The following is a 15,670-nucleotide window of genomic DNA, read 5'->3' as shown; positions in this document are numbered from 1 at the left end:
CCGCTGACGCTGTGGGGAATGCCGCTGACGGAATCAGGATGCAAGCGGTCGCGGGCAGGCGGGGACTGTCATACAGATTTGTTAGCGTCGATATCTTTGAATCAGGGAGAAACGCAGATGAAGCTCGCACCGAAATTTCTGGCTGCCGTACTCTGCTTGGGCCTTGCCGGCCAGGCGTTCGCTACTGACCTGAAACACTGGCCAGCCGATCAGGCCAAGGCGCTGGACGCGATGATCGCGGCCAATGCCAACAAAGGTAACTTCGCGGTGTTCGACATGGACAACACCAGTTACCGCTATGACCTCGAAGAGTCCTTGTTGCCGTTCATGGAAAACAAGGGCCTGATCACCCGCGAGAGCCTTGACCCCTCCCTGAAACTGATCCCGTTCAAGGACACGGCCGACCATAAGGAAAGCCTGTTCAGCTATTATTATCGCCTCTGCGAAATCGACGACATGGTTTGCTATCCATGGGTCGCCCAAGTGTTTTCCGGCTTCACGCTTCAAGAGCTCAAGGGCAACGTCGATGAGCTGATGGCGTCTGGCAAACCGGTGCCGAGCACGTATTACGAAGGCGATGTGGTCAAGACCATCGACGTCAACCCGCCGAAAATCTTCACCGGTCAGAAAGAGCTCTACAGCAAGCTGATGGAGAACGGCATCGAGGTCTATGTGATGACCGCCGCCTCTGAAGAATTGGTGCGCATGGTCGCCTCCGATCCGAAGTACGGCTACAACGTCAAACCGCAGAACGTGATCGGCGTGAGCCTGCTGCTCAAGGACCGCAAGACCGGCGAGTTGACCACGGCACGCAAGCAGGTCATTGCCGGCAAGTATGACGAGAAGGCCAACCTGGGCCTCGAACTGACCCCGTACCTGTGGACCCCGGCCACCTGGATGGCAGGGAAACAGTCGGCGATCCTGACGTACATCGATGAATGGAAAAAACCGGTCCTGGTGGGCGGCGATACCCCGACCAGCGATGGCTACATGCTGTTCCACAGCGTCGACGTGTCCAAGGGCGGCATCCATTTGTGGGTGAACCGCAAAGACAAATACATGACCCAGATTAACGGCATGATGGCCAAAAACGCAGCAGCCCAGGCGAAAGAAGGGTTGGCGGTGACGGCGGACAAGAACTGGGTGATCGTTAAACCGGAAGAGATTCAGTAAGACCGAGTCGCGCCCATCGCGGGCAAGCCTCGCTCCCACAGGGTCTGAGGTAATACGTAGATTGTATGAACACCGAAGATCCCTGTGGGAGCGGGCTTGCCCGCGATGGGGCCATAGCATTCACCATTAATGTTGAATGACACACCGCTTTCGCGAGCAGGCTCGCTCCCACATTTAACCGTGTTCAACAAAAAAATGCCCCGCACTTGGCGGGGCATTTTTGTTTCTGCGACTGACGCTTACAACCCGTCGAGCATCGCCTTGTTACGTACAGCACCCTTGTCGGCGCTGGTGGCCAACAGGGCATAGGCTTTCAGCGCAGTGGTCACTTTACGTGGACGCACTTCCACCGGTTTCCAGCCTTTCTTGTCCTGCTCGGCACGACGCGCGGCCATTTCTTCATCGCTGATCAACAGGTTGATCGAGCGGTTCGGAATATCGATCAGTACCTTGTCGCCATCCTGCACCAGACCGATCGCGCCGCCAGCAGCGGCTTCTGGCGAAGCGTGGCCGATGGACAGGCCCGAAGTGCCGCCAGAGAAACGGCCGTCGGTGAGCAAGGCGCAGGCTTTGCCCAGGCCTTTGGATTTCAGGTAAGACGTCGGGTACAGCATTTCCTGCATGCCCGGGCCGCCTTTCGGGCCTTCGTAACGAATGATCACGATGTCGCCGGCCTTCACTTCGTCGGCGAGGATGCCGCGTACGGCGCTGTCCTGGCTTTCGAAGATCTTCGCATTGCCTTCGAAGACGTGGATCGACTCGTCGACGCCGGCGGTTTTCACCACGCAGCCGTCCAGAGCGATGTTGCCGTACAGAACGGCCAGGCCGCCTTCTTTCGAGTAAGCGTGTTCGACACTGCGGATGCAGCCGTTTTCACGGTCGTCGTCCAGGGTTTCCCAACGGGTCGACTGGCTGAATGCGGTTTGCGTCGGGATGCCCGCCGGGCCGGCCTTGAAGAAGTGATGCACGGCTTCGTCGGTGGTCTGGGTGATATCCCACTTGGCGATGCCTTCAGCCAAGGACTTGCTGTGCACGGTCGGCAGGTCGGTGTGCAACAGACCGCCACGAGCCAGGGAACCGAGGATGCTGAAGATCCCGCCGGCACGGTGCACATCTTCCATGTGGTACTTCTGGATGTTCGGCGCGACCTTGCACAGTTGCGGTACGTGACGGGAGAGACGGTCGATATCGCGCAGGTCGAAATCGATCTCGGCTTCCTGGGCCGCGGCCAGCAAGTGCAGGATGGTGTTGGTGGAACCGCCCATGGCGATGTCCAGGGTCATGGCGTTTTCGAACGCCTTGAAGTTGGCGATGTTGCGCGGCAACACCGACTCATCGTTCTCGCCGTAGTAACGCTTGCACAGCTCGACGATGGTGCGGCCGGCCTGCAGGAACAGCTGTTCGCGATCACTGTGGGTGGCCAGGGTCGAACCGTTGCCAGGCAATGCCAGGCCCAGGGCTTCAACCAGGCAGTTCATCGAGTTGGCGGTGAACATGCCGGAGCAGGAGCCGCACGTCGGGCAGGCGCTACGCTCGTATTCGGCGACTTTTTCGTCGGATGCGCTGGAGTCGGCGGCGATCACCATGGCATCGACCAGATCGAGACCGTGGCTGGCCAGTTTGGTCTTGCCGGCTTCCATCGGGCCGCCGGACACGAAGATCACCGGGATGTTCAGGCGCAGGGCGGCCATCAGCATGCCAGGGGTGATCTTGTCGCAGTTGGAGATGCAGACGATGGCATCGGCGCAGTGGGCGTTGACCATGTATTCGACGGAGTCGGCGATGATCTCGCGGCTCGGCAGCGAATAGAGCATGCCGTCGTGACCCATGGCGATGCCGTCATCCACGGCGATGGTGTTGAATTCTTTGGCGACGCCGCCGGCCCGTTCGATTTCGCGAGCGACCAGTTGCCCCAGATCCTTGAGGTGCACATGGCCCGGTACGAACTGGGTAAAGGAGTTGGCAATGGCGATGATCGGCTTCTTGAAGTCGTCATCTTTCATCCCCGTGGCGCGCCACAGTGCGCGGGCACCGGCCATGTTGCGGCCGTGGGTGGATGTTTTCGAGCGGTAATCAGGCATGAAGCACTCCGGGCGGCTAATCAGGTATCAAAAGGGAAGTGAGCTTCTATTGACGTCTGGAACACTCAGAAATGGCCGTGTGTCCGGAAGTTGCCGATAACTTTGCGGGATCGCCGCGCGCTTCAGCTTGAGCTCATAAACCCGCCGGGGGATGAATGGCGATGAATCTCGCGATTCTACACCGCTGGCGTCAGGAGGGAATGCCGGAAAGTGTTGAACCAGCGCTGATGGAGCGTGTGGGGTGACGATCGGCGAGGTTATTCGACGCTTGGGGCGGCTCTTGGGCTTTTGGCTCGGCGATTGATACGACTGTTCAGCGCCAGCGCCACGCTGCTCAAAATGATGAAGCTGTATCCAAGAGTGGATTGCAGGTTGGCCGGGCTCAAGCTGATGAGCGCACTGATCAATCCGCCGCAGATGAATGTCACCGTGCTGCCGGCCGACGCCGAGGTTCCTGCATTTTCAGGGAACAGGCTCATGGCTTTGGAACTGGCGGCCGGTCGAGTGATGGTGGTGCCGGCGGTGCAGATAAGCATCGGTACCAGGACGGTGATCGGGGACAGTGCAAAGTGGCTCGCGAGGTAAAGCATGATGAGGCCAGACAGCAGGATCAGGCTCAGCCCGCTGATGATTTGATGACCGGGACTGATGCGTTTACCCAAGAGAGTCGCCACCATGCCGCCGACAATGTAGGCGCCGCCGTATATCAACAGAATCAGCGAGAAGTCATAGGCCGATAGCTGGAGTTGATCCATGAAAATCAGCGGCGAAATGACGATGAACGAAAAATGGCAGGCGAAAGCAAAGGCTGAAATCAACCAGTAGGGCAGGAAGTCGGGATCACGCAGGACCCGACCATAAGACTGGAGGATATTCGGCCGGGCTCCAGTTGCCGCCGGGCGGGTGTTTTCGAGAAACAGACAGGCTTTGAGCAGTACCACACCAGCCAGTGCGATAAACACCCAGAAGCTGCCCTGCCAGCCCAGCGTGGCTTGCAGGAACGTACCGGCCAGCGGCGAGACCGAGATGAAAATGCCGCTGGCGGTGACCATCAGGATCCGTAACCGGGTACGTTCCTCACCCTCGAACAGATCCTGGACCAGCGCTTGTGACAGTACGAAACACCCGCAGCCCAAGGCTTGAATGACACGGAACAGCAGGAAGTAGACATAGTCCGTGGTCAATATGCAGCCCACTGCGCCCAGCATCGAAACGGTTACTCCGGCGAGCAACAGCCCTTTGCGCCCGATCACATCCGACAGCGGCCCGATCAGCAGTTGAGAGGCCGCTATACCGACGGCAAACAGACTGACCGACAGCGCGATATCGGCGCGCGTGTTGCGAAAGTGGTCAGCCAGCGCGGGGAACGAGGGAAGCAGGACATCCAGCGGGAACACGCCAAGCAGCACCATTGCCAGCAACAGACTGACTGCCCCCCGACGTTGTTTGACGATTGGCGCAGATCGTCTTTCATCCATCGATAAGTCCTGCTTTCATGAACAGTTGCTGGTTGTAAGGCAGGTCGAAGAAACCGGCTTTTTTCAAAGCCTGAAGCGTCGCCCCGGCGCCGGATCGCGCACGCAGAAGGGCGGCTTGGGGACTGGTCAGTTCACCGAGAATTTCCGAGATGGTGATCTCGCCGATACCCGCGCTGTGCAGGCTTTCCCGCATCCACCGCTCATCGACCTCAAAGAAAATCCGGATACTGTCCAGCAGCAGCCTGGCGGCGAACGCGCGTTGACGGCTGTTCAGCGTCAGCCACAGGTAATGGAACACTTCAGAAAAATAGCGACTGTGGCGCGCCTCGTCCGACAGATGATCCCTGAGCATTGCCTGGACGCTGGACACCAGGTCGTCACGGCAGACGTCGAGCAGTTCCCTGGCGATGATCGTCTCCGACACAAACCCGATAAGAAACCAGGCCAGCGCCCGGTGTTGGTCAGGTGTGCGCTCGAGCAGGGTGTTCAATCGCGTGATGCGCTGCGGCATGACCGGGCGCAGGTTGAACCCGTAGAACCCGGCAATCTGCTCGGCAAGGCTATTGGAAAACAGGGCGTGATAACCCTCGTCGGTATAAAGCTGAAGCGCGGCGGTCTTCATCCGTGGGGGAATGTTGACCTTCAATTCACCGTGGATGATGGTCTCCACGGAACGGTTGACGATGCGGTGTTCGAGCACGGTGGTGTAGTCGAGGAAGTACACCAGATGATTGGCCGACAGCCGATGGATGACGGTTGGACCTAGCGCTTTGATAGCCGGGTGATTCAGGTAAGCCAGCAAGCCAGGGGGAAACCAGTGACGTGTTTCCAGTTGCTGTTCCAGGTCTGGCGGTAATAGATAGTCATGCTCGCTGGTTCGCACCGATGCGCGGGTATTCCAGTCGCCGAGAGTGAAACGCAGAGCCCAGGAAACGGGGTGGTCTGACGGGGCAATGATGGGGGCGGTCATTGTTGCGGCTCCCGACTGCTCAGCAGATCCTTCAATTCCTTGCACATCACTTGTCCGTCGCTGTGGCCACAGCCAACAAAAAACAAGGGTTGTTCTGCGTTGTTCTCGAGCCCCAGCAATGTTTCGACCTGATCGTCCGTCAGTGCTCCGGTCAGCCATGTGTTCAGCCCCAGTGCAGTGGCCACCAGCTGAAAGGTCTGGGAAATATGCCCCGCCTCCACGAAGGCCATTCGGTAGGCTCGTGAGTGTTCATATTTCCACCACAACTTGTCGAAGCGAGCGGTAATGAACAGACCCACCGGCAGGTTATTGATGAAATGTTGGCCACACAGCAACTGCCCCAGGGGCGAGTCAGGTGCCGGGTTGACGAAGCTCAGTGCATGGTCGGTGGGATGGTAGGCGTAGAGCCCGGGTTTCAGGCCGCTGACGTTTTGTACATGAAGAAAGCCTTCGCAGGCATTCAGCCCGCCGCCGGACGGGCTGCTGCGTCGGGCACCGAGACCTTCGACAATGGTTTCGTCGACGTCATTTTCTCGCTCATGCAAGTAGCCCAGGGACAGGTAAAACAGTGTGCCGACATCTTCCAGTGAAACCGCTTCATCCGTGAAGGTGCGGCAGGTTTTTCGGCCGATCAGGGTGTTGGCAAGAGAGCCTTCCGGCAGGCGGGACGGTTTTGGCAGGGCAATCAGCTCGCGTGCCTGGCGTTCTGTGAGCCTGGCGTCCGGCGCGGGTGCGTCCAGGACTTCGGCGCAATGGTCCAGATAGTGTCTCGACCATTCATGAATATTCTGAGGAACATGTTCGCAGGGAATGTTCTTGGTGCCGATATGGAATATTTTCGACAATTCATCCCAGCCCCATTCAATAGTGTCTTGTATTGATGTGGTGAGTATTCCGGAGTTCAGAAGTTGAGTGTCTACTATGCTGCTGTCGTTATACAGTTCGGGGTTGCTGATAAGTTGTGCAAGTCGGGTTGAATACTCCAGATTAAGTTCAAATTGTTTGTGGTTCTTGTAATCCCAGACTATTTGGCCGGGCGTACGGGGAAGTATGAACAGGTATGGATTTATCTGCATGATGGGCGGTTCGCTCTGGACATGGCTATAGAAAACGCTGGGTAGCCGGCACTCCCCAGCGTTTCATTTACTTAGCGGGTTTTTGGCGCAACCAGAAAAGCCAGGTTGGCGATTTTGTTTGTTTCCAGAGTAATTGCTTTCATGTTTTTTGACTCCTTGTCATTGATAGTGAGTGTCACTTCGCGGTGACAATTCAATCATAGGCGGTAATGAGCCCTTATCAAGGGGATATTAAGTAGGAATATTCTAGTAATTTTGTCGGAGCGATCTGGGGGTGGGAGCAAGTTTGTAAGTTATATTCTCTTAAATAAAAGATGCAGGGAATCGTCCTGCAAGTCAGTAGGACTGCAAGAGTAAGAAGCAGAGGCTGAAGAGTGGATGGTGTGGCGTTAAAAAGGCTGACGGAGAGCCTGTTGGCTCCCCGTCAAACCAGCGTACTCAGCTGTTTGGCAGCAGACGGCAGGTGATGCTCTTGATGTAGCGAGTCTCGGCAATGGCCGGGTGTACCGGGTGATCCGGGCCCTGACCGCCGCGCTCCAGCATCTGGATGTTGCGGTCCAGGTGACGGGCGCTGGTCAGCAGAATGTTCTGCAGATCGTCTTCCGGCAGGTGCATCGAGCACGAAGCGCTGACCAGGATGCCGTCCTTGCTAAGCAGGCGCATGGCTTGCTCGTTCAGGCGACGGTAAGCACCTTCACCGTTTTTCATGTCTTTCTTGCGTTTGATGAAGGCAGGAGGGTCGGCCACGATAACGTCGAAACGCTCTTCGCTGGCTTTCAGTTCCTTCAGGGCTTCGAACACGTCGCCTTCGATGCAGGTCATTTTTTCGGCGACGCCGTTCAGTGCGGCATTGCGCTCGACGCCGTCGAGGGCGAAGGCCGAAGCATCGACGCAGAACACTTCACTGGCGCCGAAGGCAGCCGCTTGAACGCCCCAGCCGCCGATGTAGCTGTACAAGTCCAGTACGCGTTTGCCTTTGGCGTAAGGTGCCAGACGCGCGCGGTTCATCCGGTGGTCGTAGAACCAGCCGGTTTTCTGCCCCTGGATGACTGGCGCTTCGAATTTCACGCCGTTCTCTTCCAGAGCAACCCATTCCGGCACCAGGCCGAACACGGTTTCGACGTAGCGGTTGAGGCCTTCGGCATCACGGGCCGCGGAGTCGTTCTTGAACAGAATGCCGCTTGGCTTGAGCACTTGGGTCAGTGCCGCGATCACGTCATCTTTGTGAGCTTCCATGGTCGCCGAGGCGATCTGGACTACCAGGATGTCGCCGAAACGGTCGACCACCAGGCCTGGCAGCAGGTCGGAGTCGCCGTAGACCAGGCGATAGAACGGCTTGTCGAACAGGCGATCGCGCAGGGACAGGGCAACGTTCAGGCGATGCACCAGCAGCGACTTGTCCAGCGGCAACTTGATGTCGCGCGACAGCAGGCGGGCGCAGATCAGGTTGTTCGGGCTCATGGCAACGATGCCCAGCGGCTTGCCGCTGGCGGCTTCGAGGATCGCCTGGTCGCCGGCCTTGAAACCGTGCAAAGGCGTAGCGGCTACATCGATTTCGTTGCTGTAGACCCACAGGTGGCCGTTTCGCAGGCGACGGTCGGCGTTGGCTTTGAGGCGCAGGCTAGGCAGGGACATGACGTCGCTCCGGAAAAAAGAGCGGGAGTATAGCGTGTTGAGGGAGTGGCGGGTTTGGTGGTCGATGAAACGCGGATGAGGGCAGTCAGTAAGGTGCGGAACCTGTGGGAGCGGGCTTGCTCCCACATGAATGCGCTTGACTGACTGTCGGATCCATCTTTTTAAGGGTTAGAATCCCCGCCTGACCCGGAGTGTGTACTTATGTCCCAAGAGTTGACGACCGAACAGATTCAACAGTCCCTGCAAGGCATCAGCGTGCCAGCCCAGCCGCAGATCATGGTGGATCTGCAGATGGAGCAATACATGCCCGACCCGGACCTGGAAGTGATCGCGAAGCTGATCTCCCAGGACCCAGGCCTGTCCGGCGCCTTGCTGAAAATCGTCAACTCGCCGTACTACGGTTTGAGTAACAAAATCACCGCGATCCAGCGGGCAGTGAACCTGTTGGGCAGCCGTTCGATCATCAACCTGATCAATGCGCAGTCGATCAAGGGCGAGCTGAACGACGACGCCATCGTCACCCTCAACCGTTTCTGGGACACGGCGCAGGACGTGGCGATGACGTGCTTGACCTTGGCCAAGCGCGTCGGTGTCCAGGCCGGTGATGAAGCCTATGCGCTGGGTCTGTTCCACGATTGCGGCATCCCGTTGATGCTCAAGAAATTCCCCGACTACATGAAAGTACTGGAACAGGCCTATGGCAATGCCAGCGCCGAATGCCGCGTAGTGGATACCGAGAACAAAAAATACAACACCAACCACGCCGTGGTCGGGTATTACACCGCCAAGTCCTGGCGCCTGCCGGAACACGTCACTCAGGCCATTGCCAACCATCACAACGCCCTGGCCATTTTCAGCGATGAATCGTCGCGCAACACGCCGCTGAAAAACTTGCTGGCGATCCTGAAGATGGCCGAGCACATTTGCGCCTCCTTCCGGGTGCTAGGCAACCAGTCTGAAGACCATGAATGGAACAGTGTCGGGCCTCTTGTGCTCGATTACATCGGTCTATCGGAATACGATTTCGAAACCCAGAAACAAGAGATTCGCGACCTCGCCTCTCGTTGAGTGTCGAACCTCGCCTGATTCGAGAGCCCCATGCCTGAACTGCCGGAAGTCGAAACCACCCGCCGCGGAATTGCACCGCACCTGGAAGGCCAGCGCGTCAGCCGGGTAATCGTGCGTGAGCGCCGTCTGCGCTGGCCGATCCCCGAAGACCTGGATGTGCGGCTGTCCGGCCAGCGCATCGTGCTGGTGGAGCGGCGCGCCAAGTACCTGCTGATCAACGCCGAAGTCGGCACGCTGATCAGTCATTTGGGGATGTCGGGGAATCTGCGGCTGGTGGAGGCCGGCATGCCGGCGGCCAAGCATGAGCATGTGGACATTGAACTGGAATCGGGCCTGGCCCTGCGCTACACCGACCCGCGGCGGTTTGGGGCGATGCTCTGGAGCCTGGACCCGCTCAATCATGAACTGCTGATTCGCCTCGGGCCGGAGCCGTTGACCGATCTGTTTGACGGCGAGCGGCTGTTCCAGCAGTCTCGCGGGCGTTCCATGGCGGTCAAGCCGTTCATCATGGATAACGCGGTGGTGGTCGGCGTCGGCAATATCTACGCGACCGAAGCGTTGTTTGCGGCCGGCATCGACCCGCGCCGTGAAGCCAAGAGCATTTCCCGGGGGCGCTATTTGAAGCTGGCGATCGAGATCAAGCGCATCCTGGCCCTCGCCATCGAGCGTGGCGGCACCACGTTGCGGGACTTTATCGGCGGCGACGGCCAACCAGGCTATTTTCAGCAGGAACTGTTTGTGTACGGCCGTGGCGGTGAGCACTGCAAGGTCTGTGGCACAGGGCTGCGGGAAGTCAAGCTTGGGCAGCGCGCCAGCGTCTTTTGTCCGCGCTGTCAGAGCTGATATCGGCTACGGTCTATAGTCAGTGTTCTCACTGCCTAGCCGAAGGACCGTGCCATGAATCTGTTTCGAACCCTTGTCGTTGCGCTGCTGCTTAGCGTCGGTGCGTCCGCGCTGGCGGCTGAGAACGGCAGCGGCGATCCGCGTTACACCATCCAGAACCCACCGGCCTACGCCATGCTTGGCGATTTACTGATTGCCCGACCGTTATTGGTGGTGGCGACGGTGATTGGTGCCGGGGCGTTTGTGGTGTCGTTGCCGTTTACCGCATTGGGTGGCGGCATTGGCGATGCGGGGCAGGCGTTGGTGGTCGACCCGGCGAAAGCCGCATTTGTGCGGTGTTTGGGGTGTATCGGGGAGGGGTTTGAGCAGCGGGAGTGAAGTCAGTTACATCTACGGTGTGGCTGATGACCTCATCGCGGGCAAGTCGGATCGCCGCACCGCCGCTCCCACAGGGTTTACGCGGTCCTTGTGGGAGCGGGCTTGCCCGCGATGGCGGCGTTGAAGTCGCCGGATGGCTCAAGCCTTACCGGTAATCTTGCGGTACTTCTCCATCAACTGTTCTTCAGTCTCTGGATGAGCCTCGTCCAGCGGGATGCAATCCACCGGGCAGACCTGCTGGCACTGCGGTTCGTCATAGTGGCCGACACATTGTGTGCACAGGTTCGGGTCGATCACATAGATCTCTTCGCCCTGGGAGATGGCGGCGTTCGGGCACTCGGGTTCGCAGACGTCGCAGTTGATGCAATCGTCGGTGATGATCAGGGACATGCTAACTCCAGCCGGGGCGGCAGGCCCGGGCGCAATAAATCAATGCGCACAATTGTGCCGCATTGGCGCCCGCAGTGCACGCGGGCGCGATCAAGTGCAGCGATCAAAGATTGCGGTAGCCGTAAAAGATCGCAGCCTTCGGCAGCTCCTACTTTTTAAAGCGTAGGGTGAGGGCGTCGGCCACCACCGGGTGGACGAACTTGGTGATATCGCCGCCCAAGGCTGCGATTTCACGAACCAGCGTCGAGGAAATGAACGAATAACGCTCGGACGGGGTAAGAAACAGGCTTTCCACATCAGGCGCCAGTTGGCGGTTCATGTTGGCCAGCTGGAATTCGTATTCGAAGTCCGATACCGCGCGCAAACCACGCAGGAATATGTTGGCGTTCTTCTCTTTGGCGAAGTGCGCGAGCAACGTCGAGAAACCGACGACTTCAACGTTCGGCAAATGTTTGGTGACCTCGCGGGCCAGCTCCACGCGTTGTTCCAGGGGAAACAGCGGGTTCTTCTTCGGGCTGGCGGCGACGGCGATGATCACATGATCGAACAGGCGCGAGGCGCGTTCGACCAGATCGCCATGGCCCTTGGTAATAGGGTCGAAGGTACCTGGGTACAACACTCGGTTCATCGCGTCGTCCTGGCGGGAGTCCGTTGGGGAGTCGGATGGTATCGCAGCCTTCCCGGTCGGCCAAGTCGCCTGTTGGGTAAGAAAGCACTATAGACGATGGGAATATTCCGCGTTTTCATGGGTTTTTCAAACGTTCGGCGAGCGAAGTGGCCAATTGCGCCGTCAGTCCGTAGACCGACAATTGGGGGTTTGCGCCAATGCTGGTGGGGAAAAGCGAGCCGTCATGAATCGACAGATTGCGCAATTGGTGATGTCGGCCGAGGCTATCGGTCACGGCGTTTTTCGGGTCTTCACCCATGGCACAACCGCCCATCACATGAGCACTACCCAAGCGCGTGCGGTACAACTCAAGGCTCAAATCGTCGATCAATGCGCGCGCTTCGGTGAGGGTTTTCACGTAACGAGCGTCGGCGTGCATCGGCATCACGGCGTTGGCGCCCCCGGCGAACTGGATCTCGGCCATGCTGTGGAATGCCCGGCGCAACCCGTCCCAGGCATACGGTGAAACCTGATAGTCGAGCACCGGTGTACCGTCACCGCGCAATTCAACGCTTCCGCCGGGGCTGTCCGGGTGAAAACCGTCCCGCAGCAATGCCAGCATGGCGTGGGTGTGCGGCAGGTTTTCCATATGCCGGGCGCTTTCCGTGCCGAAGCCGCCGAGCAGGGTGCTGGCCAGCGCGGGGTGCAGCGGTGGAACCTCCAGTTTGTAAGACATCTTGCCAGTGGTGCCATCCTGCCACTGGAAATGGTCGGAATAGATCGATTGCGGCGCGCCGTAGAACGGGTTGATCACCTCATCGAACAGCCCTGCGGACATATTTACCAGGTGCAGGAAGGTCCGTTTACCCAGCCGCTCGTGCGGGTCCGGCGCTTCGGAGCGCAATAGCAGCGCCGGGCTGTTGATCCCACCGCCGGCCAGTACGTAATGGCGCGCCTTGACCGTAATCGTGCGTCCGGTGGGCGCAACGCAACGCTCATCCATCGCCACACATTGCAACCCCATAACCCTGCCGTCTTTGATCGACAGTTTTTCAGCGCGGGCCAGATAGAGCAGCTCGCCACCTTTCTCCAGGGTCGCCGGGATGGTCGTGACCAGCATCGATTGCTTGGCGTTGGTCGGACAACCCATGCCGCAGTAACCGATGTTCCAGCAGCCACGCACATTGCGTGGAATCACATGCCAGGCGTAGCCAAGTTGTTCGCAGCCTTTGCGGATGACGTCGTTGTTGGCGTTGGGCGGCACCCTCCACGGGGCGACACCCAGGCGTTGTTCCATTTTCTCGAACCAGGGCGCCATCTCGGCCGGTGTGTGGCCTATGACGTCGTGCTCTTTGGCCCAGTGTTCCAGCGTCGGGTCCGGGGTGCGAAAGCTCGAGGTCCAGTTGATCAGCGTGGTGCCGCCCACTGCCCGGCCCTGGAGGATGGTGATCGCGCCGTCCTTGCTCATGCGCCCGATGCCTTCCTGATAGAGGCTGGTGTAGGCCTGGTCTTCGAGCATCTTGAAGTCGCTGCTGGTCTTGAGCGGGCCTTCTTCGATCAGCAATACCTTGTAGCCGGCGGCGCTGAGGATCTCGGCGGTGGTCCCGCCGCCGGCACCGCTGCCGATGATTGCCACATCCGCTTCGAGGGTCAGGTCCTGGGTCAGTCGGGCGCCGTTGTAGGTTTTCCAGCCACGGGCCAGGCCTTCGCGGAACGGATCGGGTACGGGCATGTTTGGGGTTCTCTTATTATTTTGGATTTGTTGGTGATGCGGCTGACGCCATCGCGGGCAAGCTACGCTCCCACTGGGTTTGAGATGGACCACCCTTTTGTGAACGACTCAAACCCTGTGGGAGCGTGGCTTGCCCGCGATAGGGTCGACTCGGTCTCAAACCGTAGGCGGCCCGGGATACCCGCAATGCGCCCACGACTCCGCCCGGCTGTACCACGCCATCATCACCATTTGCAGCAACGAGCTATGGCCCATGCGCAGCAGGCTCAACGAGCTGTTTTCCCAACGGTCGAGAAAGTGCCGGATCTGTTCGCTGCTGGCGTTTTCCCAACTGCCCCAGATCCCGGTCAATGGGCCGCGAGTAATGCTCATCCCCAACACATCGAACAATTGCCGGGTCAGTTTGAGCATTTCCGGCGACAAGTGATTCAGGCCGTTATCCAGGCAGTGCAACGTTTCGGTGACAGCGGCCGGCATTTTTTCGGAAGCCACGGCACCGTCGAGCATCACCGGAATCACTGCCCGCAGAAACAGCAGGTCGCCACTGCGCAGAATCGCGAAACCGCTGGCCGGGTTGCTCGACGAGCAGCCGCTGAGGCTCGCACCTAATCCGGCCGTGGCCAGAAAGGCGCTGGCGCCGAGGCTGAATTTAAGCAGGCCGCGCCGTGACAGCGCGGGTGTGTCGGACAGGCTTGGGCTCATTATTGTTATTACCCGGCGGTGATGATCGTTAGCGGATAAACAGCTTCTGGATCAGTTTCTGAATGGATTTACCGTAGGGCGGATAGATCAGCTTCGCCGCATTGAAACGCTGTTTGATCAGCACGCCTTTGGCCTTGCTGAAGGTCAGGAAACCCTCGTGGCCGTGGTAGTGGCCCATGCCTGAGGCACCGATGCCGCCGAACGGCATGTCGTCCTGAGCAACGTGCAGCAAGGTGTCATTGAGGCAAACACCGCCGGAATGGGTTTCGTGGAGGACGCGGTTTTGCTCGCGCTTGTCGTAGCCGAAGTAATACAGCGCCAGCGGGCGAGGGCGTTGGTTGATGTAGGCAAACGCTTCGTCGAGATCCTTGTACGGCACGATCGGCAGCAACGGGCCGAAGATTTCGTCCTGCATCACTGTCATGTCGTCGCTGACGTTGAGCAGCAGGCTATGACTCATGCGCCGGCCCTGGCCCTGATCGAACAGCGGAATCAGCAGCGCGCCCTTGCTGGTGGCGTCGCTGAGGTAGCCGTTGAGCCGAGCCAACTGCCGGTCATTGATGATGGCGGTGTAGTCCTTGTTGTCGGCCAGCGTCGGATAAAACCCGCGAACCGCCTGACGATAGGCTTCGACGAAAGAGCCGACGCGGTCTTCCGGCACCAGCACGTAGTCCGGGGCGACACAGGTTTGCCCGGCGTTGAGGGTCTTGCCGAAAGCGATGCGTTCGGCGGCGTCCTTGAGCGGCACATCGCGGGAAACGATGGCCGGAGACTTGCCGCCCAGTTCGAGGGTCACCGGCGTCAGATTCTCGGCCGCCGCGCGCATCACGTGTTTGCCGATGCTGGTGGCGCCGGTGAACAATAAATGATCAAAACGCAGCCGCGAGAACGCTACACCAATATCGGCCTCGCCCAGCACCACGCAGACCAGGTCCTGGGGAAAAACTCGCCCCAGCAATTCCTTGAGCAGCAAACCGGTGGCGGGGGTCGATTCGCTGAGTTTGAGCATTACCCGGTTGCCCGCCGACAACGCACCCACCAACGGCCCGATGGCCAAGTAAAGCGGGTAGTTCCACGGCACGATCACTCCGACCACGCCCAACGGCTGATAAACCACTTTGGCCGATGCTGGCTGAAAGGCGAGGCCGACTTTGCGTCGCGAGGTTTTCATCCAGCCTTTGAGGTGCCGGCTGGCGTAATGAATGCCGTGCAGGCTGGGCATCAGTTCGGCGAGCAGGGTTTCATCGGCGCTGCGGTGGCTGAAGTCCTGGCTGATGGCGTCGATCAGGGCCTGACGCTCATTGCTCAGCAGGTCCTTCAACGCCTTTAGCCATTGCTGGCGCTGAGCCGCGGGTGGCATCGGGTTGGCTGCATACGCCGCGCGTTGAGCGTCGAACAGGGCTTGGAGTTCGTCCAGAGGCTGCTGCAGGTTCTTCAAGTAGGCGATGTCAGCAGGCATGGTCGGCTCCGGATTTATTGTAATGAGGAACTTTTTAGAGTCTAAGCTCTAGAAAGTCAAATGACGCTCTGGTACAGC

At 59.0% G+C, this 15,670-nt stretch carries 14 protein-coding genes; 4 read left to right on the top strand and 10 right to left on the bottom strand.

Going from position 1 to position 15,670, the window contains the following annotated elements:
- The first annotated feature begins 117 nt into the window (after positions 1-117).
- Positions 118-1,173: a haloacid dehalogenase-like hydrolase gene (locus tag KGB18_RS20790; protein WP_223570399.1), complete on the top strand. Its 1,056-nt coding sequence runs from the start codon at positions 118-120 to the stop codon at positions 1,171-1,173.
- Between the two features lie 239 nt (positions 1,174-1,412).
- Here the strand turns inward: KGB18_RS20790 and ilvD are convergent, their stop codons facing one another.
- The 5 genes from ilvD to KGB18_RS20765 form a co-directional block, all read right to left on the bottom strand.
- Positions 1,413-3,254, bottom strand: a complete 1,842-nt coding sequence (ilvD, locus tag KGB18_RS20785; RefSeq protein ID WP_123719714.1) for a dihydroxy-acid dehydratase — start codon at positions 3,252-3,254, stop codon at positions 1,413-1,415.
- A gap of 257 nt (positions 3,255-3,511) precedes the next feature.
- Positions 3,512-4,732 (bottom strand): MFS transporter, encoded by a 1,221-nt coding sequence (locus KGB18_RS20780; RefSeq protein ID WP_223570398.1) that lies wholly within the window; start codon positions 4,730-4,732, stop codon positions 3,512-3,514.
- On the bottom strand, positions 4,725-5,702 hold the full coding sequence (locus KGB18_RS20775) for a diiron oxygenase (protein WP_223570397.1): 978 nt from the start codon (positions 5,700-5,702) through the stop codon (positions 4,725-4,727). Before KGB18_RS20775 ends, KGB18_RS20780 begins: the two co-directional genes overlap by 8 nt.
- Positions 5,699-6,778 (bottom strand): SagB family peptide dehydrogenase, encoded by a 1,080-nt coding sequence (locus KGB18_RS20770; protein WP_223570396.1) that lies wholly within the window; start codon positions 6,776-6,778, stop codon positions 5,699-5,701. The genes KGB18_RS20775 and KGB18_RS20770 overlap by 4 nt, the downstream gene beginning before the upstream one ends.
- Before the next feature lie 438 nt (positions 6,779-7,216).
- The gene (locus KGB18_RS20765; protein ID WP_007897847.1) at positions 7,217-8,413 is read right to left on the bottom strand and encodes a class I SAM-dependent rRNA methyltransferase; all 1,197 of its coding nucleotides are present in this window, start codon (positions 8,411-8,413) and stop codon (positions 7,217-7,219) included.
- A gap of 255 nt (positions 8,414-8,668) precedes the next feature.
- Here KGB18_RS20765 and KGB18_RS20760 point away from each other — a divergent pair, with 255 nt between their 5' ends.
- The 3 genes from KGB18_RS20760 to KGB18_RS20750 are packed head-to-tail and all read left to right on the top strand — an operon-like array spanning position 8,669 to position 10,702.
- Entirely contained in the window at positions 8,669-9,481 is an 813-nt protein-coding gene (locus KGB18_RS20760; RefSeq protein ID WP_187326387.1) for an HDOD domain-containing protein, read from the top strand.
- Between the two features lie 30 nt (positions 9,482-9,511).
- Positions 9,512-10,324 (top strand): bifunctional DNA-formamidopyrimidine glycosylase/DNA-(apurinic or apyrimidinic site) lyase, encoded by an 813-nt coding sequence (gene mutM, locus KGB18_RS20755; RefSeq protein WP_123719709.1) that lies wholly within the window; start codon positions 9,512-9,514, stop codon positions 10,322-10,324.
- A gap of 54 nt (positions 10,325-10,378) precedes the next feature.
- Positions 10,379-10,702 (top strand): multidrug transporter, encoded by a 324-nt coding sequence (locus tag KGB18_RS20750; protein ID WP_123361031.1) that lies wholly within the window; start codon positions 10,379-10,381, stop codon positions 10,700-10,702.
- A 138-nt stretch (positions 10,703-10,840) separates the two neighbouring features.
- On the opposite strand, the gene KGB18_RS20745 is transcribed toward KGB18_RS20750, so the two are convergent.
- The 5 genes from KGB18_RS20745 to KGB18_RS20725 all read right to left on the bottom strand — a co-directional run bounded on the left by KGB18_RS20745 (position 10,841) and on the right by KGB18_RS20725 (position 15,592).
- Positions 10,841-11,092: a YfhL family 4Fe-4S dicluster ferredoxin gene (locus tag KGB18_RS20745; RefSeq protein ID WP_003195146.1), complete on the bottom strand. Its 252-nt coding sequence runs from the start codon at positions 11,090-11,092 to the stop codon at positions 10,841-10,843.
- 148 nt (positions 11,093-11,240) lie between these two features.
- Positions 11,241-11,720 (bottom strand): pantetheine-phosphate adenylyltransferase, encoded by a 480-nt coding sequence (gene coaD / locus KGB18_RS20740; protein ID WP_030130143.1) that lies wholly within the window; start codon positions 11,718-11,720, stop codon positions 11,241-11,243.
- 115 nt (positions 11,721-11,835) lie between these two features.
- On the bottom strand, positions 11,836-13,431 hold the full coding sequence (locus KGB18_RS20735) for a GMC family oxidoreductase (RefSeq protein WP_123719708.1): 1,596 nt from the start codon (positions 13,429-13,431) through the stop codon (positions 11,836-11,838).
- Between the two features lie 156 nt (positions 13,432-13,587).
- Complete coding sequence (locus tag KGB18_RS20730) at positions 13,588-14,133, bottom strand: twin-arginine translocation pathway signal protein (protein ID WP_123719707.1); 546 nt, start codon at positions 14,131-14,133, stop codon at positions 13,588-13,590.
- Positions 14,134-14,161: 28 nt separating this feature from the next.
- Positions 14,162-15,592: a coniferyl aldehyde dehydrogenase gene (locus tag KGB18_RS20725; protein ID WP_201061719.1), complete on the bottom strand. Its 1,431-nt coding sequence runs from the start codon at positions 15,590-15,592 to the stop codon at positions 14,162-14,164.
- Positions 15,593-15,670 lie beyond the last annotated feature (78 nt).

Source organism: Pseudomonas sp. BF-R-26 (assembly GCF_019947395.1).
In the GTDB taxonomy this organism is placed as follows: domain Bacteria; phylum Pseudomonadota; class Gammaproteobacteria; order Pseudomonadales; family Pseudomonadaceae; genus Aquipseudomonas; species Aquipseudomonas farris.
This window is presented reverse-complemented; position numbering and strand designations above follow the sequence as displayed.

Bases quoted from the DNA above. Each gene is read 5' to 3' on its own strand.
- KGB18_RS20790 (WP_223570399.1), top strand. From the start codon at position 118: ATGAAGCTCGCACCGAAATTTCTGGCTGCCGTACTCTGCTTGGGCCTT.
- KGB18_RS20765 (WP_007897847.1), bottom strand. From the start codon at position 8,413: ATGTCCCTGCCTAGCCTGCGCCTCAAAGCCAACGCCGACCGTCGCCTG.
- ilvD (WP_123719714.1), bottom strand. From the start codon at position 3,254: ATGCCTGATTACCGCTCGAAAACATCCACCCACGGCCGCAACATGGCC.
- coaD (WP_030130143.1), bottom strand. From the start codon at position 11,720: ATGAACCGAGTGTTGTACCCAGGTACCTTCGACCCTATTACCAAGGGC.
- mutM (WP_123719709.1), top strand. From the start codon at position 9,512: ATGCCTGAACTGCCGGAAGTCGAAACCACCCGCCGCGGAATTGCACCG.
- KGB18_RS20775 (WP_223570397.1), bottom strand. From the start codon at position 5,702: ATGACCGCCCCCATCATTGCCCCGTCAGACCACCCCGTTTCCTGGGCT.
- KGB18_RS20745 (WP_003195146.1), bottom strand. From the start codon at position 11,092: ATGTCCCTGATCATCACCGACGATTGCATCAACTGCGACGTCTGCGAA.
- KGB18_RS20725 (WP_201061719.1), bottom strand. From the start codon at position 15,592: ATGCCTGCTGACATCGCCTACTTGAAGAACCTGCAGCAGCCTCTGGAC.
- KGB18_RS20780 (WP_223570398.1), bottom strand. From the start codon at position 4,732: ATGGATGAAAGACGATCTGCGCCAATCGTCAAACAACGTCGGGGGGCA.
- KGB18_RS20750 (WP_123361031.1), top strand. From the start codon at position 10,379: ATGAATCTGTTTCGAACCCTTGTCGTTGCGCTGCTGCTTAGCGTCGGT.
- KGB18_RS20770 (WP_223570396.1), bottom strand. From the start codon at position 6,778: ATGCAGATAAATCCATACCTGTTCATACTTCCCCGTACGCCCGGCCAA.
- KGB18_RS20735 (WP_123719708.1), bottom strand. From the start codon at position 13,431: ATGCCCGTACCCGATCCGTTCCGCGAAGGCCTGGCCCGTGGCTGGAAA.
- KGB18_RS20730 (WP_123719707.1), bottom strand. From the start codon at position 14,133: ATGAGCCCAAGCCTGTCCGACACACCCGCGCTGTCACGGCGCGGCCTG.